The sequence below is a fragment of the Oleiphilus sp. HI0066 genome (assembly GCF_001635725.1).
The window spans coordinates 22,645-44,517 of record NZ_LWFH01001001.1 but is presented as its reverse complement, the minus strand read 5'-3'; the positions used below and the strand labels follow the sequence as shown (position 1 = coordinate 44,517).

At 45.2% G+C, this 21,873-nt stretch carries 21 protein-coding genes; 8 read left to right on the top strand and 13 right to left on the bottom strand.

Going from position 1 to position 21,873, the window contains the following annotated elements:
• Window positions 1-18: 18 nt before the first annotated feature.
• From rlmB to A3738_RS11730, 3 genes are all read right to left on the bottom strand, one after another.
• The gene (rlmB, locus tag A3738_RS11740; RefSeq protein ID WP_068476389.1) at window positions 19-768 is read right to left on the bottom strand and encodes a 23S rRNA (guanosine(2251)-2'-O)-methyltransferase RlmB; all 750 of its coding nucleotides are present in this window, start codon (window positions 766-768) and stop codon (window positions 19-21) included.
• Complete coding sequence (gene rnr, locus A3738_RS11735; protein ID WP_068500917.1) at window positions 761-3,445, bottom strand: ribonuclease R; 2,685 nt, start codon at window positions 3,443-3,445, stop codon at window positions 761-763. Before rnr ends, rlmB begins: the two co-directional genes overlap by 8 nt.
• A 75-nt stretch (window positions 3,446-3,520) precedes the next feature.
• Window positions 3,521-4,090 carry an HNH endonuclease gene (locus tag A3738_RS11730; protein WP_068500624.1) on the bottom strand — a complete coding sequence of 190 codons (570 nt, stop codon included), beginning with the start codon at window positions 4,088-4,090 and terminating at the stop codon, window positions 3,521-3,523.
• 237 nt (window positions 4,091-4,327) lie between these two features.
• Here A3738_RS11730 and A3738_RS11725 point away from each other — a divergent pair, with 237 nt between their 5' ends.
• From A3738_RS11725 to A3738_RS11715, 3 genes are all read left to right on the top strand, one after another.
• Window positions 4,328-4,735, top strand: coding sequence for a DUF3135 domain-containing protein (locus tag A3738_RS11725; RefSeq protein ID WP_082878317.1), 408 nt, complete (start codon window positions 4,328-4,330; stop codon window positions 4,733-4,735).
• Between the two features lie 78 nt (window positions 4,736-4,813).
• Window positions 4,814-5,737 (top strand): LpxL/LpxP family Kdo(2)-lipid IV(A) lauroyl/palmitoleoyl acyltransferase, encoded by a 924-nt coding sequence (gene lpxL / locus A3738_RS11720; protein ID WP_068500919.1) that lies wholly within the window; start codon window positions 4,814-4,816, stop codon window positions 5,735-5,737.
• A 20-nt stretch (window positions 5,738-5,757) separates the two neighbouring features.
• Window positions 5,758-6,681 (top strand): patatin-like phospholipase family protein, encoded by a 924-nt coding sequence (locus A3738_RS11715; RefSeq protein ID WP_068476398.1) that lies wholly within the window; start codon window positions 5,758-5,760, stop codon window positions 6,679-6,681.
• Between the two features lie 64 nt (window positions 6,682-6,745).
• Here the strand turns inward: A3738_RS11715 and A3738_RS11710 are convergent, their stop codons facing one another.
• Both A3738_RS11710 and fusA read right to left on the bottom strand, forming a co-directional pair.
• Window positions 6,746-7,651 (bottom strand): hypothetical protein, encoded by a 906-nt coding sequence (locus A3738_RS11710; protein WP_068500921.1) that lies wholly within the window; start codon window positions 7,649-7,651, stop codon window positions 6,746-6,748.
• Between the two features lie 82 nt (window positions 7,652-7,733).
• Entirely contained in the window at window positions 7,734-9,818 is a 2,085-nt protein-coding gene (gene fusA / locus A3738_RS11705; RefSeq protein WP_068476402.1) for an elongation factor G, read from the bottom strand.
• Window positions 9,819-10,043: 225 nt separating this feature from the next.
• On the opposite strand from fusA, the gene A3738_RS11700 reads away from it, so the two are divergent.
• On the top strand, window positions 10,044-10,709 hold the full coding sequence (locus A3738_RS11700; RefSeq protein WP_068500924.1) for an NAD(P)H-binding protein: 666 nt from the start codon (window positions 10,044-10,046) through the stop codon (window positions 10,707-10,709).
• Window positions 10,706-11,185, top strand: coding sequence for a HugZ family protein (locus A3738_RS11695; protein WP_068476407.1), 480 nt, complete (start codon window positions 10,706-10,708; stop codon window positions 11,183-11,185). The genes A3738_RS11700 and A3738_RS11695 overlap by 4 nt, the downstream gene beginning before the upstream one ends.
• A gap of 53 nt (window positions 11,186-11,238) precedes the next feature.
• On the opposite strand, the gene A3738_RS11690 is transcribed toward A3738_RS11695, so the two are convergent.
• From A3738_RS11690 to orn, 5 genes are all read right to left on the bottom strand, one after another.
• Window positions 11,239-12,012, bottom strand: a complete 774-nt coding sequence (locus A3738_RS11690) for an ATP-binding protein (protein WP_068500927.1) — start codon at window positions 12,010-12,012, stop codon at window positions 11,239-11,241.
• Window positions 12,009-12,629, bottom strand: a complete 621-nt coding sequence (locus A3738_RS11685) for a flavin prenyltransferase UbiX (protein WP_068476411.1) — start codon at window positions 12,627-12,629, stop codon at window positions 12,009-12,011. Before A3738_RS11685 ends, A3738_RS11690 begins: the two co-directional genes overlap by 4 nt.
• A gap of 44 nt (window positions 12,630-12,673) precedes the next feature.
• Window positions 12,674-14,059: a UDP-N-acetylmuramate:L-alanyl-gamma-D-glutamyl-meso-diaminopimelate ligase gene (gene mpl / locus A3738_RS11680; RefSeq protein ID WP_255376164.1), complete on the bottom strand. Its 1,386-nt coding sequence runs from the start codon at window positions 14,057-14,059 to the stop codon at window positions 12,674-12,676.
• Window positions 14,060-14,081: 22 nt separating this feature from the next.
• A complete protein-coding gene (locus tag A3738_RS11675; RefSeq protein WP_068500932.1) occupies window positions 14,082-14,771 on the bottom strand; it encodes a crotonase/enoyl-CoA hydratase family protein in 690 nt (229 codons plus the stop codon).
• 64 nt (window positions 14,772-14,835) lie between these two features.
• A complete protein-coding gene (gene orn, locus A3738_RS11670; protein WP_068476418.1) occupies window positions 14,836-15,378 on the bottom strand; it encodes an oligoribonuclease in 543 nt (180 codons plus the stop codon).
• 116 nt (window positions 15,379-15,494) lie between these two features.
• Between orn and rsgA the strand changes: the two genes are divergently transcribed.
• The 3 genes from rsgA (at window position 15,495) to asd (ending at window position 19,212) form a co-directional block, all read left to right on the top strand.
• Window positions 15,495-16,532, top strand: a complete 1,038-nt coding sequence (gene rsgA / locus A3738_RS11665; protein ID WP_068476419.1) for a small ribosomal subunit biogenesis GTPase RsgA — start codon at window positions 15,495-15,497, stop codon at window positions 16,530-16,532.
• Window positions 16,533-16,541: 9 nt separating this feature from the next.
• Complete coding sequence (locus A3738_RS11660) at window positions 16,542-18,206, top strand: HDOD domain-containing protein (RefSeq protein WP_068476421.1); 1,665 nt, start codon at window positions 16,542-16,544, stop codon at window positions 18,204-18,206.
• Window positions 18,207-18,357: 151 nt separating this feature from the next.
• Window positions 18,358-19,212, top strand: a complete 855-nt coding sequence (gene asd / locus A3738_RS11655; protein ID WP_068476423.1) for an archaetidylserine decarboxylase — start codon at window positions 18,358-18,360, stop codon at window positions 19,210-19,212.
• Window positions 19,213-19,228: 16 nt separating this feature from the next.
• On the opposite strand, the gene A3738_RS11650 is transcribed toward asd, so the two are convergent.
• The 3 genes from A3738_RS11650 to efp are packed head-to-tail and all read right to left on the bottom strand — an operon-like array spanning window position 19,229 to window position 21,864.
• Complete coding sequence (locus A3738_RS11650; RefSeq protein WP_068476425.1) at window positions 19,229-20,332, bottom strand: DUF3080 family protein; 1,104 nt, start codon at window positions 20,330-20,332, stop codon at window positions 19,229-19,231.
• Complete coding sequence (gene epmA / locus A3738_RS11645) at window positions 20,319-21,281, bottom strand: EF-P lysine aminoacylase EpmA (protein WP_068476427.1); 963 nt, start codon at window positions 21,279-21,281, stop codon at window positions 20,319-20,321. The genes A3738_RS11650 and epmA overlap by 14 nt, the downstream gene beginning before the upstream one ends.
• A 10-nt stretch (window positions 21,282-21,291) precedes the next feature.
• Window positions 21,292-21,864, bottom strand: a complete 573-nt coding sequence (gene efp, locus A3738_RS11640) for an elongation factor P (protein WP_068476429.1) — start codon at window positions 21,862-21,864, stop codon at window positions 21,292-21,294.
• Between the last annotated feature and the right edge of the window lie 9 nt (window positions 21,865-21,873).

The window sequence follows — 21,873 nt, the reverse complement described above, 5'->3', positions numbered from 1 at the left end:
TGAACTATAGACGCTAATTTATGACTTGTTAGAGGATCTTTGACGCATCGCCTCAAACAGGAAAACACCCGTTGCCACAGAGACATTGAGACTACTTACCGAGCCCGCCATCGGAATTTTTGTCAGCTGATCGCAGTGTTCACGCGTGAGACGGCGCAAGCCACTTCCCTCGGCCCCCATAGCAATAGCGGTTGGACCATTAAAATCAGTTTGATAAATATCCGAAGCGCCCTCACCTGCAGCGCCGGTTATCCAGATTCCACGATCTTGCAAGGATCGCATGCTCCTCGCCAAATTAGTCACTCGAATCAAAGGCACATGTTCCGCAGCACCCGAAGCAACGTTTTTCGCTACAGCATTTAAAGGTGCAGATTTATCTTTTGGTGTAATGACAGCATGTGCACCTGCCGCATCAGCAGAGCGCAAGCAAGCGCCAAGATTATGCGGATCTGTCACTGAGTCTAAGATCAATAAAAACGGAGGCTCGTCTAAGCCATCGAGCAACACTTCAAGATCGTTGTCATTAAGTTCTTTACTCGGCTCGACAAGCGCGACAATACCTTGGTGACGACCACGCACAAGATCATCAAGTTCTCTTCGAGGGCAAAGCTTATAAGAAATTCCTGACTTATCAGCAAGAGATAACACGCGCTGCAAGCGCTTATCCTCGCGCCCTTGCATCACTAGAAGGCTCTTTACGCTGTCAGCTTCTTTTTCAAGCAGCGACTCAACCGCATGCAGACCAAAAACTGTATCTAACTTACTCATCAGGTTGTACTTTCCGTTTTCTAGGTTGCGCAACAGGCCTTAGCTTCGCACGACGCCTCGGCGCCGCATCATCATGCAAACCTACTTCTTTATTGCTCGGTAAACTCGGTGCATTCAGGTCCTGCCCCACTTTCAAAGGCTTCGCCTTTTTCTTCGATTTAAGTTTATCCTTGCCGCCCATTTTCTTACCACTTAAGGATGGTTTGGCAGACTTAGGATGAGCCTCTGAGTTAGATTTTTTAGTGCGTTTACCCGAATTCTCATGACCACTTCTACGGTCTTTACGTTTTCCGGCACCAGCGCTTTTCGACTCATACAAACCAGCCTCACCGCGTCGAGATGCACCACCTTTACCACGATGAGAACTTTTATCTCGGCGATCTTCGGTACGTTTGCCACGTCTAGCTTTGGCACTCTTACCTTGACCCACCAAAATGAGATCAATCTTGCGTTCTTCTAAGTTAATCGCTGCAACTTGCACGAGAACTTTATCGGCTAACGCAAAGCGTTTACCTGAACGTTCACCGGTTAAACGTTGTTTCTGCTGATCAAACTGATAGTAATCACCTTCGAGGCTCGCCACATGCACAAGCCCTTCAACATACAAATCGGCTAGCTCGACAAAGAAACCAAATCCCGTCACTGCGGCAATTAAGCCCTCGAATGTTTCGCCAAGATGTTGCTGTAAATACTCACATTTAAGCCAGTTTGTAACGTCACGAGTTGCCTCGTCTGCGCGGCGCTCAGCCATCGAGCAGTGCTCACCCAAATTGAGCATGCGCTCAAAGTCATATGGAAACTTCTGTGCACCATTCTGATCGGGATGACGTCGAACACGATCCGTTTTTCTATCACTAAAAATCACCGACTTAATCGCTCGGTGGACAAGCAAATCTGGGTAACGCCGGATAGGAGAAGTAAAATGCGCGTAGTGTTCGTATGCTAGGCCAAAATGCCCTTTCTCTTCTGGGCTGTATACCGCTTGGCTCATCGAACGCAGCATCATTGTTTGAATCACGCTAAAGTCAGGACGATCAGCGATCTGCTCAAACAAGACTTGATAATCAGCAGGATTGGGGGTTTCTCCTCCACCCAAAAATAAGCCCTGCTCGTTTAGGAAGGCGCGTAAGTTTTCGAGCTTCTGTTCACCCGGCCCCTCGTGAACACGGTATAAGGCAGGCAATTTCTCAGCGATTAGAAATTCCGCTGTCGCCACATTCGCACATAGCATGCATTCTTCAATGATCTTATGTGCATCATTTCGTTCACGAGGAACGATCGCATCGATTTTGCGCTCTTCACCAAAGATAATTTGCGTTTCAACTGTTTCAAAATCGATCGCGCCACGTTCTGTTCGGCGTTTTCTTAAAGCTTGGTACAACTCGAAAAGGTCATAAATCTGCGGTAAACGCTCGGCAAAGTCTTCGCATAATTGGATTCCTTCAACACTATCAGGCTCATCCAAAATCGTGCCGACTTGGTTATAGGTCATGCGAGCATGACTATGCATAACAGCCTCGTAGAAATAACTCTTTTCTACTTTACCCTCTGGGCTCAACTCCATTTCGCAGACCATACACAGACGATCAACTTTAGGATTCAAAGAGCATAGGCCGTTAGATAGCAACTCCGGTAGCATCGGTACGACATGATCTGGAAAATATACCGATGTCGCGCGCTTGTTCGCTTCATGATCTAAGGGGCTATCAACATTAACGTAATGACTAACGTCTGCAATCGCGACATATAGACGCCAACCACCTTCGTCGCGGCGCTCGCAATACACAGCGTCGTCAAAGTCTCGTGCGTCTTCACCGTCGATAGTAACTAAAGGAAGATCCCTTAAATCAATGCGTCCAGATTTATCGGCCTCGCTAACCTCTGGTGTAAACGATTCAATCTGAGCGATTAAATCTTCCGGCCATTCATGAGGAATATTATAAGAACGAATCGCTACCTCGATCTCCATACCCGGTGCTAAGTGATCCCCGAGCACTTCGGTAACTTCACCCGTCGCGTGTTCTCGTTTAGATGGCTGATGCAAGATTTTAGCAACAACATATTGCCCATGCTTCGCACCTAAGGTGTCTTCTTGAGCAACCACAACCTGTTGAGTCTCTCGAACACTTTCGACTTCAACAAAACACAAACCACTTTCAAAGAAAATGCGCCCAACAACATCTTTTGTATTGCGTTCAATGACCTCCATGATCACAGCATGACCGCGACCTTTCGCATCAACGTGATCAACCCGAACAAGCACTCTGTCACCGTCAAACACACTTTGCATTTGTTTCGCTGACAACAGTAGATCATCCCCGCCTTTCTCGAGTTTCACAAAGCCAAAACCATCGCGATGCCCTATGACGATTCCTTTCAAGAAATCGACTCGAGCGGCTGGCTGATATTGCTGTCGACGATTACAAACTAACTGACCATCACGGCTCATCGCGATCAAACGACGACGTAAGGCTTCAAAACCCTCGGGATCTGAGATTTCAAGAACATGAGCAATTTGCGGATGTGTTAATGCTTCGCCACTTTGCTCAAGCAAATCTAAGATATGCTCTCTGCTCGCAATAGGCTGCGCATACTTTTCGGCTTCTTTCGCCGCATGAGGGTCATGTTTCGATTGGGAAGGAGGATTTTGCGACTTATTTGGGTCGGATTTTGACATTCAATTGTTCAACGCTATGGATATAGCGCCAATTATAGTCTTTCTATCTCGTCAGTGCGATGAGTTAAAACAGCCTTATCGAACACTCACTGCAAAGTCGCCCGCTAAATGCTTGAACCCCTTTCTAAGATACGCCATCTGATCATCCAAAATACTGTGATTTTGAAGATACAAAAGTTCTGAAAACGTGGGTTTGAAGGGCACGGCGAGCAGAGGCATGTTTGCTTCTTCAGGCGTTCTCGCTCCTTTGCGCTGATTGCAGGGTTTACATGCTGATACAACGTTAGTCCACACATCCTTGCCGCCTCGCGACCGCGGGTGAATATGGTCACGCGTCAGCGATAATCGCGAGAAATGTTGTCCGCAGTACATACAAGTATGTTGATCGCGACGAAATAGATATTTGTTCATCAAAGGGATGTTTATGGCGTGTTTAGAGACAGAACCATCGACCGCCATAATCGGAGACAAGTAGACAACTGAACGCTCCCCTAGACGATTATAGCCTCCGCGCATCGCCACAGTTTGATCGCCAAACGCCCACAACACTTTGTTTGTACACACTAAATGAGTTGCAGTTTCTTTGCTAATCCAACGGACAGGACGCCCGCTTTTGTCGATTTTAAGAATCGCCTGAAAGTCCATAGTTGTCGTCCCGGTGCATAACATGAATGTTCGACCACTTTAGAAAGCTACACCTTTAATATGACGACTTTAAGTCAATCAGATCACTCAGGCGGCGCTTTCGAACGAACTGACTCCTTCATTTAGCTACAGCCTCTAAAGATACGCAAGTATGGTTTTACTTTTGTTTTCTTAACAAATTGAAAGTTGTACATAAAATAGCCAATACATTCCACGTAACAGTATGAGGTCGTTACAATGCAGAATGGAAAATCACGCGAGATCAGCAAGCTTCGTTTGAAAGATGTTGACGTACGCAAAACTGCGCTTGGTCGTGTTGAGCTACCCAATTTTGATGAACTAATGCGCCTCGCAAGCGAGAATCCTGAACAGCTCGAAAGCATTCGGAAAAATGCAATTGAAACCGTGATTAATGGTGCTCCGAAGCACATGAGAGAGCGCTTACAAGGGCTCCAGTTTCAGATCGACATGGAGAGAAAGCGTTGTAAGAATCCAGTGCAGGCATGCATGAAAATTTCATCAATGATGAATGATTCGATCGCAGAGCTGCGCTATGCACTCAACCAGCCAGACGATTACCTCAAATCGCGCACTAAGCACGAAGCGAAAGTCTTATCTTTTACTTCGCCGTCAAGAACAAAATAGACGCTTAGCTTTAGTAACGTAACGCGCTTTAATATACTATTTCAGGCGCGTTACTTTAGGACAAACAAGCTAGGCTTTATGCAAAACCTCAAACCAGAGCATCGTTACTCCAATTTCCTCAAACCCAAATTTTGGCCAACATGGCTTTTGATCGGTCTAATGCGGCTTCTAGCCCGCTTGCCACATGGCGCTCGTATGGGCCTCGGTCGATTCTTAGGCCATAGACTCTACAAACTCAAAGGTAGTCGCTACAAAACAGCCCGAGGAAATATCAACGCCTGCTTCCCTGAGCTCTCTGAAGAAGAACGAGAGCAGCTTGTGTACGACACATTTATATCAAACGCCACCGGCTACATGGAGAGCCTGGCAAGTTGGTGGGGAAACTACACTCCATATATTGATAAACTTACAGTACATGGCATTGAGAACTTAAAAGAAGCACAAGAGCGAGGTAAAGGAATTTTGCTCGTTGGCGGCCACTTCAGCATGCTGGATTTAGCTGGGCCACTTCTTAACTCCGTAACACAATTTGGCTATATGTATCGCCCTCAAAACAACCCTTTGCTTGATGCTGCAATAGAACGTGCGCGCTTAGTCTACAACGCGCGCCCCTACAGCAAACGCCAAGTCAAAGATATGATAGAGGATATCAAGGCCGGCGCTTTAGTGTGGTACGCGCCAGATCAAGATATGGGCAAAAAGCAGTCTGTTTTCGCACCATTTTTTGGAGTACCCGCTTCCAGCATTACAACAACGGCTTGGATCGCGCGCGAAACCGGATGTACGGTACTTCGGCTTGCGCAATATCGTGAAGACAACGATGGTCATTACAGTCTTTACTTTGGAAAACCTTATGAAAACTTTCCAAGCGATGATGAAGTCGAGAATGCAACAATCATCAATAAAGGCTTAGAAGAAGACATTCGACGCCACAAAGAACAGTATCTATGGCTTCATCGCCGCTTTAAGACGCGCCCTGATGGAGAGCCCAGTCTTTACTAATAAAAAAGAGCCGAACGGATATGCGCTTTCAACGTTTAAATAGCTTTAACCCCTTTAATACTAGAGTTGGCCTTGCGCTTGGGGGTGGCGCAGCAAAGGGCGTTGCACATATCGGTGCGATCAAAGCGCTCAAACAAGAGCGTGTATCAATCGACTATGTTTCCGGCACAAGTATCGGCGCGTTCGTCGCCAGTTATTATGCATTTGGGAAATCAATTGAAGACATGACAGCCGTTGCGGAGAATCTAACCTTCAAAAGCATGGCGAGCTTTAGCTGGCGGGCTTCAGGAGGATTATTTTCTACCAATGCAGTCCGAGAAATGCTGATCAAAGATCTTGGCGATGCCCAAATCGAAGATGCACAAATACCCCTATCTATTTCCGCGACCGACATTTGTACCGGAGAGCAAATTATCTTCACTAAAGGCTCAGTTGCCGATGCCGTTTGTGCGTCAGTCGCAGTACCTGGCCTTTTTGCGCCTGTGGAGCTCAATGGACGAAAACTCGTGGATGGAGGCATTATTGAAAACGTACCCGTATCATTAGTCCGTAAGATGGGTGCGGGCATCATTATTTGCGTTGATCTTACGCACACAAAACGCTATCAAGCACCTAAAAACATGGCTGACACGCTGGGCAACGCCATTGATATCTGTATTGACCATAAAACCAAAGAACAGCTCAAGCAAGCCGATATCGTTGTCGGTTTAGATCTCTCTTCTTACAGCCGATCAGACAATAGAGAGCGCACCAGTGAGTTGATTAACGAAGGTTATGTCGCAATGCTTAAGCGTGCGAAATCAGCCCAGCAATTGAAACACGTGGCGCTCATCCGCTATATCGTGCGCCTAGTGAGGGAAGTCATACCTCTGAAGGTTCCCCACATCCTGTCTCGATTTTATAAAGCAAAACAAAGCCTGATAGATATGGGGTCTAAGAACTAGCAAAGCATCCATTTCGATAAAATAGATGCTTTTGTCTCAAGATCTTGAAAAACTACTTATCGAATTAGAAACGATAAAGCAGTTCAGCGCTGACGCTTGAATCGATAAAGAAAGTATCTTCCTCAAATAAGGCATATTCAAGGCGAATGGCTGTGTCCTGGCTGAAGAACCATCCTGCGTTAAGGCTATAAACCAGCTCTTTGGAAGCTGGGCCATGACTCAACTTTGTGGATGTATACGTGAGACCAACATCGATAGCCTTCGTCGGAAAGTAGGTCACACCTAAACCAAGTTGAGTCTCTTCTAAAGGATTTGTATCTAAGTTTCGAACGGTATTGTTCACAACCGACAAATCTATCTCATCGTGCTCTATTTCAAGATAAAGCGCTGACAGTTCAATAAATTGACCCAAATCAGCAAGCTCAAACAATGCATCGACGGTTAAACCATAGGTATCACCAACTGCATCATTATAAATCAATGATGCGATCATGTGTTCTGATGCATAAACACCTAGCTCAAACTCCGTCATGCTATCGCTATTGGTGAACGTAGTCCCATCTCTAAAACCAAGCTCTGCGTCATCACTAAACACATGATTTACCGATAACCAAAGTGGAATACTCTCATGCGTGATAGTGCCACCAAGGCCAGTGCGATCATTATCTACTGTTTCTAAAATACGACCACCTCTAACTTGAGCAAGGTCGGAGTATTCGAGCTGCGTATGATAAGCAAATACGCTTGAGACTTGTTGATATTTCGCTGCCAAGGCAAGTGGCTTGCTTCCATCAAGCATGATCGGATCTAAATATGCCGTCGCGCTTAAGCCTAAGAACTTACCTGATCCTGAATTGTCTTGAGAGATACTCGCTCCCGCTCCATATACAGCAAATTGAAAAGAATTTTCTGCCAAGGTCATGGTAGAAAAACAAAGCGATAGAAAAACAAATGAGATGACTCTGCTCATTAACAGTACTTCCTTGATTTATTGTTATGCACAAAAAAGCCCCGTTGTTTCCAACAGGGCTTTTAGCTAAAAGAACTAAGGCTTACTTAGCTTCTTTCTTAGCCTTTTCTTCAGCAATTACTTCTTCTGCCACGTTCATTGGGCAAGGTGCGTAGTGAGAGAACTCCATTGAGAACTGACCACGACCAGAAGTAATAGTACGTAGGTGACCGATGTAACCGAACATCTCTGAAAGAGGAACGTCCGCTTTAACACGTACACCAGTGTTACCAGCTTCTTGGTCCTTGATCATGCCACGACGACGGTTCAAGTCACCGATAACATCACCAACGTGATCGTCTGGAGTAAACACGTCTACTTTCATCACTGGCTCAAGAAGTTGAGGACCAGCTTTTGGCATTGACTGACGGAATGCACCTTTTGCTGCAATCTCAAATGCTACTGCTGATGAGTCAACTGCGTGGTAAGCACCATCGTATAGTTCAACTTCAACGTCCAATACAGGGAAGCCTGCAAGTGGACCAGTTTCCATCATACCTTGGAAACCTTTCTCGATTGCTGGGAAGAATTCCTTAGGAACGTTACCACCAACAACTGTTGAAGTGAAAGTAAGACCAGTGTTTTGCTCACCTGGCTTGATGCGGTAGTCGATCTTACCGAACTGACCAGAACCACCAGACTGCTTCTTGTGCGTATAGCTGTCTTCGATTGCTTGCGTGATAGTCTCACGGTATGCAACCTGTGGCTGACCTACTTCTAGCTCAACACCGAAAGTACGCTTCAAGATATCTACTTTGATATCTAGGTGAAGCTCACCCATACCTTTAAGGATGGTTTCGCCTGAATCTTCGTCAGTTTCAACGATGAACGTTGGATCTTCTGCAACCATCTTACCGATAGCAACACCCATTTTCTCAGTTGAACCTTTGTCTTTTGGCTTAACTGCGATCGAGATAACTGGATCAGGGAATACCATCGCTTCAAGTGTACATTCATGCTTAGTATCACAAAGCGTGTGACCTGTTTGTACGTTCTTCATACCAACAACAGCGATGATGTCACCCGCTTGTGCTGAATCAAGTTCAATACGCTCATCCGCTTCCATTTCACACATACGACCAATACGCTCAGTCTTACCTGTGAATGAGTTAAGGATGGTGTCACCCTTGTTCAACTTACCAGAGTAAATACGGATAAACGTTAGTGCGCCGAAACGGTCGTCCATGATCTTGAACGCCAATGCGCGGAATGGCTCGTCAACAGATACTGTTGCAACTTCACCGGTAGGCTCGCCGTGCTCATCAGTAAGAGGCTGAGCTGGAACTTCTGTTGGAGAAGGCAAGTAATCAACAACAGCGTCAAGTACAAGCTGAATACCTTTGTTCTTAAATGCAGAACCACAGTAAGTTGGGAAGAACGCAAGCTCGTTAGTACCTTTACGGATACACGCTTTAAGTTGCTCATCAGTTGGCATTTCGCCATCCATGTAAGCCATCATCAAGTCGTCGTCCATTTCTACAGCAGTTTCAACCATCTGCTCGTAGTACATGTCTACGTCTTCAACCATGTCTGCTGGTACATCTTCAACTTTGTAGTTTTCAGGGAGACCAGAGTCATCCCAGATGTATGCTTTCTTAGACATGATGTCTACAACACCTGTAAAGGTGTCTTCACGACCAATTGGAAGCGTCATAACAAGAGGCTTCGCGCCAAGTGTGTTTTCTACTTGGTCAACAACTTTCAAGAAGTCAGCACCAACACGGTCTAGTTTGTTAACGAAGATCAAACGTGCAACGCCTGATTCATCCGCATAACGCCAGTTAGTTTCTGATTGAGGCTCAACACCGCCCGAACCACAGAATACGCCGATACCACCATCAAGTACTTTCAAAGAACGGTATACTTCAACTGTGAAGTCAACGTGTCCAGGAGTATCGATGATGTTCATACGGTGATCTTTCCAGAATGCTGTGATCGCCGCTGATTGAATAGTAATACCACGCTCTGCTTCCTGATCCATGAAGTCAGTTGTAGATTCACCATCGTGTACTTCACCAGTTTTGTGGATCTTACCGGTGAGTTTCAAAATACGTTCTGTTGTAGTGGTTTTACCCGCATCAACGTGCGCGAAAATACCTATGTTTCTGTACTTGCTTAAGTCTGTCATCGTCTTACTCGAAGTTCGGGGTGAAAAAAATCGCGCGAAGTATACAGTATTTGAGGTAAATAAAAGAGTTAAAATCGTAAATTTTAGTGTCCAAGCCGAACTTTTTAAAAATATGCCGAAAAACCCACTACAAAATAGGCCACCATTTAAGATTCATATGCCCTAGACCTTGGCCCTCATGCCGCCCTACACTATGGAAAACTGCACAAAATAAGAGAGTAAGTTTTGACTAACAGAAAGATTGCTTGGGTCGCTGGCGCCAGCGGCTTAATTGGACGAAGTCTCGTACAACAGCTCTGTGAAGATAAACAATACGAAGAAGTCTATGCCTTTGTTCGATCACAAAACTCATCAGATTATCAGCATCAGAAACTCAGCTACTTTATTTGTGATTGGAACAAGCTTCTTCAGAATCCAAGCTCTTTCGAAGCACCAAGTCATGAGGTATCGGACTTATTTTGCGCCTTGGGCTCAACCAAAAAGAAAACGCCAAATGCTATGGAATATGTGCGTATTGATGTGGAGTATCCTGAAGCTTTCGCGAAACTAGGTAAAGAGCATGGCGCTGGTTTCTACGGGCTTGTCTCTGCAAATGGCGCAGACGGAAAAATGCCATCCACTTATCTCAGCATGAAAAAAGATGTCGAACACAGAATCAAACATTGCGACTATGCACACGCCGCTATTGCACGGCCAAGTTTATTGCTAGGAGATAGAGAAGAATTTCGCCTTGGCGAAAAAGCATCTGAGTTCATCTGCAAACTATTGCCCGGAAATTTGAAAGCCATTGATGGCGCAGATGTCGCAGCCGCATTGATTCGTTCAGCCTCATCAAAAGATTTAGGATTTTCGATTCTTAGTTCGAAATCCATGCAAGGTGCTGCTAAGTGAGCAACATAAGTACAAACATCGAATCACTAATTGCAGATACGCAATCATGCATGCTTGCCACGCTCGATCAAAATAAACAGCCCGACGCATCAACAACCCCTTATATTCTCGAAAACAAAAAGCTGTACATTTTTATCAGTGAGCTTGCGGCCCACACACAGAATTTAAAGCAAACAGCCAAGTGCTCGTTGATGCTCACGCAAGACGAAACAGACACAAAAAATATCTTTGCAAGAAAACGACTGATATTTAAAGGCGATGCTCAATTCATCGACAGATCATCATCAACGTTTAACACAGTCATGCCTATCTTCGAGCAACAACGAGGAAAGACAGTCTCGTTATTAAAAAGCCTAAATGACTTTCACCTCGTAGAAATCAAACCGAAATCGGGAACCTATGTTGAAGGCTTTGGCGCGGCTTATCGTTTTGAAGAAATGGAATTTGAAAACGCGAAGCAAGAGACGGGGAAATAGCAATTCAAACTCGAGTCAGAGTCCTTGTACTCTGACACCAATATCACCATCTACTAAAACTTCCCGCTATAGGCTTTAAAGAATTGCTGTGCAGTGCGACCACTACGTCCACCTTTGCCGGTCGCAAAACGCTTAGCTTGGGCGTGCATGGCCTGCCGATTTTCGACCTGCCCAAACAGTTGGTCGACAATCTCAATATATTGATCTTGATTGATTGAATAAAACGACAACCACAAACCAAAACGATCCGACAAAGATATTTTTTCTTCGACCACATCAGCAAAGTGCAATTCTGTTTCTACGACTTTGGTGCCTTCGTTATCGCTCATGTATTCCGGCATAAGATGACGTCTGTTAGAGGTCGCGTAAATCAGGACATTATCGGGGGGCAATTCAATTGATCCTTCGAGAATACTCTTCAAAGCTTTATAAGTTGCATCACCCTCTTCAAAGCTCAAATCATCACAGAAAACAATAAAGTGGTAGGGCTGCTCGAAGAGTTCATCGACGATCTCGGGAAGATCAAGTAGATCATCTTTATCTATCTGAATCACGCGCAGACCTTTGTCAGCATAAGCATTCAAAAGTGCTTTAATAATGCTTGATTTACCTGTGCCGCGGGAGCCCCACAGCAAAGCATTGTTTGCCGGCAGTCCAGCGATAAAACGCTCTGTATTCTCTACTATTAGTTTTTTCTGACGCTCAATCCCCAACAACTGATCAAGCTCAATGCCATCAATCCGTGTCACTGCACGGAGATGCTGCTGCCTCGCTCGCCAGATTGCAGCTACCGTCTTCGACCAATCGATGACTGAAGAAGAGCTCATGTTCGATCTTCTCCCCACTTACTAAGAAGCGTTTGCTCAATTCCTAACTGAGACAAAATACGCGCAACAATGAAATCCACAAGATCATCAACACTTTGCGGTTTGTGGTAAAAACCAGGCGAAGCGGGAATCACCACAGCTCCCATTTTTGTCAACTTCAACATATGCTCAAGGTGAATCTCTGAATAAGGAGCCTCGCGAGGAACGAGTATTAATTGGCGCCGTTCTTTTAATGCAACGTCTGCCGCTCGCTCAATCAAATTATTGCTCGCGCCATTAGCAATTGCAGACAACGATCCAGTGCTGCATGGGCAAACAACCATTTTGGTTGGAGCTCCCGATCCAGAAGCAACCGGAGCCATCCAGTCCTCTTTACCGAATACTTTCACCTGCCCTTGCTTTGCAGAGAACTGTTGCGTCAAAACCTGCTCTAATTGCGCAGCTTGGGCAGGCCATTTATGCTCAGTTTCTGTCGCAATGACCATATGCGCAGCTTTAGAAACCATTACAAAAATCTGATGCCCTTCTTTAACCAGAACATCTAACAAGCGCGTCGCATACTGAACACCTGAAGCCCCGGTCACCGCCAAAGTAATTGTTTCTTTAAACTCGCTCATACAATCCTCAACAACAGGGATCAAATAACAGGTTCAGAGTACTTTTACTCTGAACCTAATTTTTTTAGCAAAGCTTCGCGTACTCCGCCAAAGCCACCATTACTCATCATCAACACATGAACTTTCGTGCCGCCATGCATCTCAATGAACCGATCTACCACACCTTGTATAGCATCAACTGAGATTTCGATATGTTGATTAGCGTATTCGGATAGTTCAGGCGTCAACCACCCTAACTCGTTATTACCCGACAGATCAGCCCATATGATCTGATCTGCATCTTGAGCACTCGGTGCTAATTTGTTTGCATGAATACCCATACGCATGGTGTTTGAACGCGGTTCGATGAGGGCTAGAATCTTTTCAGACCCAACCTTAGCGCGAAGCCCTGAGAGCGTCGTTTTAATAGCACTAGGGTGATGTGCAAAATCATCGTATAAAGCAATTTGCTCTCGATCGGCCAATACTTCCATGCGACGTTTAATGCCGCCAAATTGACTCAAAGCTTGCGCAGAATGCTCGAGCTCAACACCAACATGACGCGCAGCAAGCATCGCTGCCAAAGCATTCGACACGTTGTGCTCACCAGTCATAGACCATGTAACTCGATGCGTCTGGTCCGCTAAGCGCACATCAAAGACTGAACCATCAGATTCAACTAGGTGATAACGAGCTTCTGCACTAGAGCCCTCTCCACCAAAACTTTGTTTCTCAGCCCAAATGCCCTTTTCAAGCGTCTCGTCAATAGCCTTACTGCCTTGAGGATAAATCACACGACCATTGCGCGGCACAGTACGAATAACATGATGGAATTGCTTTTGAATAGCGCTTAGGTCTTCGAAAATATCGGCGTGATCAAACTCGAGATTGTTGACGATCAATGTTCGAGATTTGTAATGGACAAACTTCGAGCGCTTATCAAAAAATGCGCTATCGTATTCATCCGCTTCGATCACAAAGAAAGGGGTTTCGCCCAAACGAGCTGAAAATTCAAAATCCTTTGGCACTCCACCGATTAAGAAACCCGGCTTCATTCCAGCATATTCAAGAATCCACGCTAGCATGGTCGTTGTCGTGGTTTTGCCGTGCGTACCGGCAACACCCATCACCCATTTTCCCTGCAGGATATGTTCTGCAAGAAATTGAGGGCCTGAGGTATAGGGCAAACCTCGATCTAGAATCTCTTCAAGCAAGGCATTACCACGACTAATTGCATTGCCAATGATAAAAAGATCGGGTTCGAGATCTAGCTGTTGCGTATCGAAACCTTGAATCAACTCAATACCGAGTGACTCAAGTTGCGTACTCATTGGAGGATAAACGCCCTGATCACAACCCGTAACGCGCAAACCCTGTTCTTTTGCGAGCGCGGCAAGCGAGCCCATAAAGGTCCCGCAAATACCTAAGATATGAATGTGTTGAACAGACAAAATATGACTCAAATGCTGTTAACTAAAGACTACCGTTGACGTCGAGCTCAATCGCTCTATCCATTTCTTCAAGAAGCCCAGCTCTCGCTTTAAGCTTAGTGCCTTTGTGCGCATGACGATTAAGCTTCTTCGTTGCTTTAGCGTATTCAATCGCCGTCTCGACAACTTTTTCAAATTCAACGATTTCGTCTAGAAAACCCGCTTCAACAGCTGTTTCAGGATCAAACATTTCCGCCAAATAAAGTGAACGATTCAAATAACGATCCGTCACACCATGTTTTGCCATCGTAATACCCGCATGGTGCATCGTCATACCGATCGCCACTTCATTCAGGCCAAGCTTGAACTCGCCAGCTGCACCAATTCGATAATCGCTACATAAAAGAGTAAATGCACCTTGCGCTACAGCGTGCCCAGTACATGCCGCAATCACAGGCGTCGGGAAAGACAATAATCGGCGCGTCAATGTAGAGCCTTCTTTAACCAAAGCCATCGCAGCATCCATACTTTTCTGCATAACTTTGAGATCAAAACCCGCAGAGAACATTCCAGGGTGTCCAGCGATCACAACAGGCGCTTTCGCTTCTTCTGCTTGGTCTAAGGCTGCGTTGAAGTCAGCAATCATCTCATGTGAAAACGCATTCACTTTGCCGTTGTTAAGCGTTAACATGGCAACGCCTTCATTAATTTCTACTTTGACTAATTCACTCATTTTAAAAACCTTATAGTGTTTTCTTATCTCACAAGGCAATCTCAGCGATGTAAGACGCTTAAATTTATATCTTTAACACGTGCTCACGATAATATTGCAGCTCAGCGATCGATTCACGAATATCATCTAATGCTAAATGTGTCCCCTGTTTTTTAAAGCCATCTAAAATTTCAGGCTTCCAACGGCGAGTCAGCTCCTTCAAAGTACTCACATCGAGAGTTCGATAGTGAAAATAGGCTTCCAACTCTGGCATGTATTTGACCAAGAAACGACGATCTTGGCCTACGCTATTTCCACAAATCGGTGATACACCTTTATCAACCCACTCTTGCAAAAACTCAATGGTTTTCAGCTCTGCATCACGCTCTGAGAACTCGCTATCTTTTACTCGCTGAGTTAAACCAGATTCACCATGTGTTCGAGTACACCACTCATCCATCGAATCAAGTAATTCGTCGCTCTGATGCACTGCCATAACGGGCCCTTCAGCTAAGGTATTGAGGTTCGCATCGGTGACGATAGTGGCGATTTCAATAATACGATCAGACTCTGGCTCTAAACCAGTCATCTCAAGATCAATCCAAATCAAATTATCTTTATGCTTCATGCAAGTTATTCGCTTCTGTATTTTTAATCAGAGCTAAAATATAGGCTTTAGTGAACTAGAACAACCGCCTATGAGAAAAACTGATAGAATGCTTGCGCCTTTTAACAGAGAAGCCCATGAGCAAACGTAAACTCAATCGCCGTCAAAAATGGCGCATCGAAAAAATACAAGCAGAGAAAACAGCCCGAGCTGAAAAGAAGCAACGCAAACTAGACGATCAAGTGTTAGGAGGCGAACTTGGCGCCGAACAGCGCGGTTTAATTATTGCGCATTTTGGGCAAACGCTTGATGTCGAAGCGCTAGAAGGCGAAACAAAAGGCGAGATATATCGCTGTTATGTCCGCGCAAACATCGATGCTTTGGTCACCGGTGACGAAGTGATATGGCGACCCGGAGCCGACAACAGTGGAGTCATTGAAGCGCGTCTAGAGCGCAGCACTCTACTGCAAAGGCCTGATAACTACGGCCAACTTAAGCCAGTCGCATCGAATATTGATCGCATACTCATTGTCGTTGCGCTTGAACCAACACCTTTCGCCAACCTCATTGACCGCTATCTTGTGGCCGCCGAAACAACGGGCATTGAGCCAGCCATTCTGTTCAACAAGAGTGATTTGATTACCGATGATAATCGGGACTTTATTCACGGCTTGATGGATACATACAAAGCGCTCGGCTATGAAGTATTGCTCACCTCAGCAAATGACGAACAAGACTGTAGTGAAACACTCTTAAGCTGGCTATCGAATCACACAAGTGTGTTTGTAGGGCAATCTGGTGTTGGTAAGTCTTCACTTATTCGCACCATTCTCGGTGATCAATCTATTCGCGTTGGTGAACTCTCAGAAAACACACGAAAAGGCACCCACACCACTACGACCGCTAAATTATTTCACCTCCCACAAGGTGGCCGTTTAGTGGATTCACCAGGAATTCGAGAGTTTGGACTCTGGCACATCACAGAGGCTGAACTACTTGAAGGCTTCACAGAGTTCAGGCCCTTCATTGGTTATTGTAAATTCCGCGACTGCAAACACGAGCAAGAACCTGGATGCGCAATTCAACAAGCGTTAGAAGAAGGTAAAATTTCAGAAACCAGAATGCAGAGTTATCGCCATATCTTGTCTACACTAGACGACATAGAAACACATTGATGATGATGAATGGCCGAAACAAAAAGTTATCCGCAAGATCTACAATCATGGGTGGAGTACTTACTTAAACGTAAACTACCCTCTGCCTTGAGTCTGGCGCCGAAGGCCGTTTTGCTGATGGAAAACGAAGCGCCGAGTTATTTGAAGTTAGCTCAAATACTCGCCCCAGACCCTGTTGTGTCACTCGCAATCATGCGCAAGGCCAACGACAATCCTCGTCCAGAAAGCGTATTCAGTAAAACTCTTGATCACGCTATGAGCATGCTAGGCCACCAGCAAGTCAAAGAGCTACTCGTTGCCATCAAAAAACTCGACATCAAATATGGTTATCGCGCTTACTACCAAACTCTCGGAGCAAGCTTAACCAAAGCCTATCTCGCACAACGATTCGCAAAGGCAAAAGGATCAGCAAAATCCTTAGATATCTTCTGGGGGAGTTTATTTTCCGACGCACCCATGTGGTACATGTGGTGTTATGCCACACCATTAATGCGAGAGATCAGTCGAGCCAGCATACCAAAGAGAAAAGCGCTTGAACTAGATTTATTGGGCTGTTCACTCAAAGACATTCAATTAGAACTCTTAACGGCACTGAACGCTCCAGATCTCGCTCTAAAAACGCAACAAACGCAACACTGTTTGTCCTTGCGAGACTGGGCGCAATTATCACGCTTTGGCCAAGCTTCAGCACCGACTAGCGCCTCACAATCAGTGGCTCAAGCAAATCCTGCTGAGCCTATCGAGCTTAGCCCCGCATTGAAGATCGCGCGTCAACAACCTCTTTTCTTCATTGAATTATCGCGGTTTTATCTGCATTACTATTTAAAAGATAGCTCGCCAAAACAGATGTCTCGAGCCTTAGCAACAACCGCCGCTGGACTCGATATGCCCGTTTATAAGGTAAGAACACTCTGCACAAAAACGCTGTTGAAAGCCGCACATCGCTACCAAATGCCCTATTCAGCTAATGCAGTGTGTCGTGTATTTGATGATGTAAAAGAGTACGTACCTGACGCGCAAGGCGAGACTTCAACAACGGGCGATGCACGCACTGTATTTAGTCGCGTTATTCCATCAACAGGGAAAGTTGCTAAATCAGAACGCATGATCGAAAGCACTGGCGCTAAAAAACCGGAAGATCAAAAAACATTCACACCAGAAGCGTCATTCCTTCACCTATTAAAAGCCATCAAACAACAACCAACTGATTTCAACTCAGCCTCAGCTCTAATGACGAAAATGGTTGAACAGATCCAAATCGGACTTCGCCTTAAACGTTGCGCTCTGTGCGTTCTTAGCAAAGATAAATCCAAGTTAAACATCGTATTTAAGTCGGGCATCGACGGTGACGACCCACTCGCTAGTTTTAGCACACCTATTATCAAAGGAACGATTTTTAGCGTATTGTGCGACAAACCAGCGGCTCTATGGCTTAAACCGAGCGTCAAAAAAGAAGTCTCTGATCTTGTTCCCATGAACTTTAAGCAGACGACGCAACGTGATGAAGCGTTCTTCGCTTCTATCTTTGTTAAAGGTAAGCCTATTGGTGTGGTGTATGCCGACCAAGATCCTGATCAACGCATCGATGAAGCTCAGTTCAGGTATTTCAAACTAGCGATCAAAGCATTGGAATCATCGTTAGGAACGATTAGCCAAGACGCACAAGATTCGTAATAAAAATCAAAATAAAAACAACACATGAGAACTTCTAAGCACGCCATTAATTGAAAGCTCATCGATTAATTGCATCTGTCTTTCGCAGCAATCTGGAAGTTCTGTTATTATCCGCGGCCAATAATGATTAAGTATTTTGGAATCCGCATTTATGAAAAGCGATGATCTGTTTGTATTCAGTCAGTACATCAGCCCACAGCACTTTATTTCGCGCGTTGCTGGCAAAGTAGCGAGCACAACATTCGAACCAGTCAAAAACAACTTTATCAACTGGTTCGTCGACAAGTATGACGTCGACATGAGCGAAGCGGCAGAACCAAACCCAACTGCCTACCCTAGCTTCAATGATTTCTTTACCCGCGCTCTCAAAGACGGTGCTCGCCCTGTTGTAGAGGGAGATAACATTCTTTGCTCGCCAGTTGATGGTGCAATCAGTCAGTTAGGTGAAATCAAAGGCGGACAAATATTCCAAGCAAAAGGCCAAAGCTTTAACGTCAATGAATTGCTGGGTGGCGATGAAAAACTTGCTCAACCGTTTATGGATGGTGACTTCGCAACGATTTATCTTTCACCTAAAGACTACCATCGCATTCATATGCCTATCACAGGCACATTGAAAAAAATGATTTATGTTCCTGGAAAACTCTTCTCGGTTAACCCTGTAACAGCGCAACGCGTTCCAAATTTATTTGCACGTAATGAGCGAGTCGTAGCGATTTTCGATACAGCAATCGGCCCGATTGCAATGGTTTTGGTTGGCGCAATGATTGTTGCAAGCGTCGAAACAACATGGGCTGGTCTTGTCGCGCCAATGCGTAAAAATGTTGTCAGTTTTGACTACGACAACGAAGAGCCAATCACGATTGAAAAAGGCGCAGAAATGGGCCGTTTTAAGCTAGGGTCTACCGTCGTCTTCTGTGCACCACCAAACACCATCAACTTCGAAGAGTCATTGAAAGCAGAATCACCTGTTCGTATGGGCGAAACATTCGCAACAATAAAGTAAGGCTCTTCAATCGATACTAGCGGTCGCAATGCACCGCTAGTTTCTCTTCATTTATTAACTTTCCAATCAATAGCACATGGCGTTGAATCAAGGCTTTATTGCGTTGAAAAACAGCTGTTCTCTCTTTCCTCCATCGCGCATAACTCTCACTGAGCATCGGTGCTAATTCGCCCTCCAAATCGGCCATTGCTTCGCTCAATGCGTACTGTCGGCGATTAAGATCCGCAGCCCACTGCTGAACCTCACCCACAAAATATTTTTGTACGACGTTTTGCAGTATCTTTGACGAGTGTCTCCCTGCTACACAGATTTGCTCAGAATCGAGCACGCCTTCGAGAAAGCTATTGAGCACTTCAAGCCTGTTATTCAAAAGACTAAAACTTGATAGCAGTGCTCCGCCATCACCGATATTTATCTGAAATAACATCGTCTCTAGTTCTTGCTCCGTTTGAACATAATTCTCTGACTGCCACTGTTTGAAAAGCGACACAACAGAACTCAGGGCAAGGATAGGCTCAAGATTAGTATTTTCGGGATAAGACCCTAAGTTTTTAGGCAGGCGCCAAAAACTCGAAAACTCATCCCCTTCAATCAACATGGCGGTAGAGACATAAGGAAATTGTTGGCGTTTATACTCTATCTCTTGCTTCACGATTCGAGCAAGCTCCGTCTTTTCTTCAGTCTCGAGCATCGCAATGCAACTTGGGGCATCTCGTAAAAAACGCACAAGATACAAAACGCGTTGCGATGCGGTTGCTACACGCCCTAAGCTGGAATTTGCTTGGGCAACGGTTTCTTGTAATCGACATCCATACAGGCTCATAAAGTCCAGAATATCGATACTTTCTGATGATTGAGCTTGCCATGCTTGAACTAGTGGCTTCTGTGGAAGTGTCGGAACCGACAATGTATTGAAGTCTTGCGTTTGAATTTCACCTGCGTCAGAGATGTCCGCAAACACATTTTCTAATCGAGCCTGATAGTTATCCAACACTTGCTCACCATGACTCGCTGAACTAAAGCCACAAGCACTCAACAACAATGAAAAGAAAACAACGATGACTACGCCAAAAAACTTGGCTTTGTATCGGTTCCGAAGTTCAGAATTACGCGCGATCAATGGGAAAGCTCAACACCTCTTGAATAGAACTGACTTTCAGCTTGAGCATCAACAAACGGTCAACACCAAGTGCAACGCCAGAACACTCAGGTAAGCCAGAAGCTAATGCACTTACAAGATTCTTATCATACGGTACATTGGCCAGTTTAAGTTCATGACGCGCGCGTCGATCTTCTATAAATCGCGCCTCTTGCTCACTGGCATCCACTAGTTCGTCGTAGGCATTCGCGAGCTCAATGCCGTTCACATACAATTCAGCGCGCTTCCCTACTCGATTGCCAAACGAGTCTACTTCAATACGCGCCAATGAGGCCTGACTCGCTGGGTAATCAGTAAGAAAACACGGTCTATCAAATCCTAATTTAGGTTCGATACACACAGAAATAAGCAAGTCTAAGCATGCGTCACGGTCAGGTGTTTCAACCTCAGCAAGCCCAGCTTGGCTCGAACACAATGCCTGTAACTCGCTTAATTCGGCTGAGAATGGGTCAATCTCTAAGTACTTTAAAAAGACTTCACGGTAGGTATATACAATGGGTCGCTCAAGGCTCAACTGCTCACAAACGAGATCTGCGATTTCTTCCATTAATTCAGTCAAACTGAACCCTACTCGATACCACTCAAGCATTGTGAATTCGGGGTTATGCCTACCCCCCTGCTCGGCTTCACGAAAACTTTTACAAAGCTGATAGATATCGCCTAAACCGCTTGCGAGTAGACGCTTCATCGCAAACTCTGGAGAGGTTTGAAGAAAAAAGTTTAAGGATTGATGCGCATCTTGATTGCCTGAAGCACGATAACTTGCAAGATGTGGGTCCGTTGACCCTGAAACACTCATCAACGGCGTGTCGACTTCGAGAACATTACGTGCAGAAAAAAAAGCCCGCAGCTGAGCATACAACTCAGCACGGGCTTTAATTGCAGTATGTGAACAACTAGGCTGCCACATAAAGAGAAACTTAACCTTTCGCGCGGCTTACGTATTCGCCAGTACGCGTATCGATTCTCAACACTTCACCAATATTAATAAACAAAGGCACGTTAACCACTGCGCCAGTGGTTAGTGTTGCTGGCTTTGTACCACCTTGCGCTGTATCGCCCTTCAAACCAGGATCTGTTTCTACAACTTCAAGTTCAACAAAGTTTGGCGGTGCTACGTTTAATGGCGCTCCGTTGTATAAGGTTACAACGTAAACGTCTTGTTCTTTCAACCATTTTTGCGCTTCAGCCACAGCATTCTCATCTGCACCGTGCTGTTCAAAAGAACCGTCGGTCATCATGAAGTGCCAAAACTCACCATCGGTGTACAAATACTCCATATCGTGCTCCATTACGTCAGCACCTTCTAGAGATTCACCAGACTTAAAGGTACGCTCCCAAACACGTCCAGTTTTGAGGTTACGCAGTTTTACACGGTTAAACGCTTGTCCTTTACCCGGCTTTACATATTCGTTCTCAAGGATCGAACATGGGTCGCCATCAAGCATTACCTTAAGGCCACCTTTAAATTCGTTTGTTGAAAAATTCGCCATTTTATCACC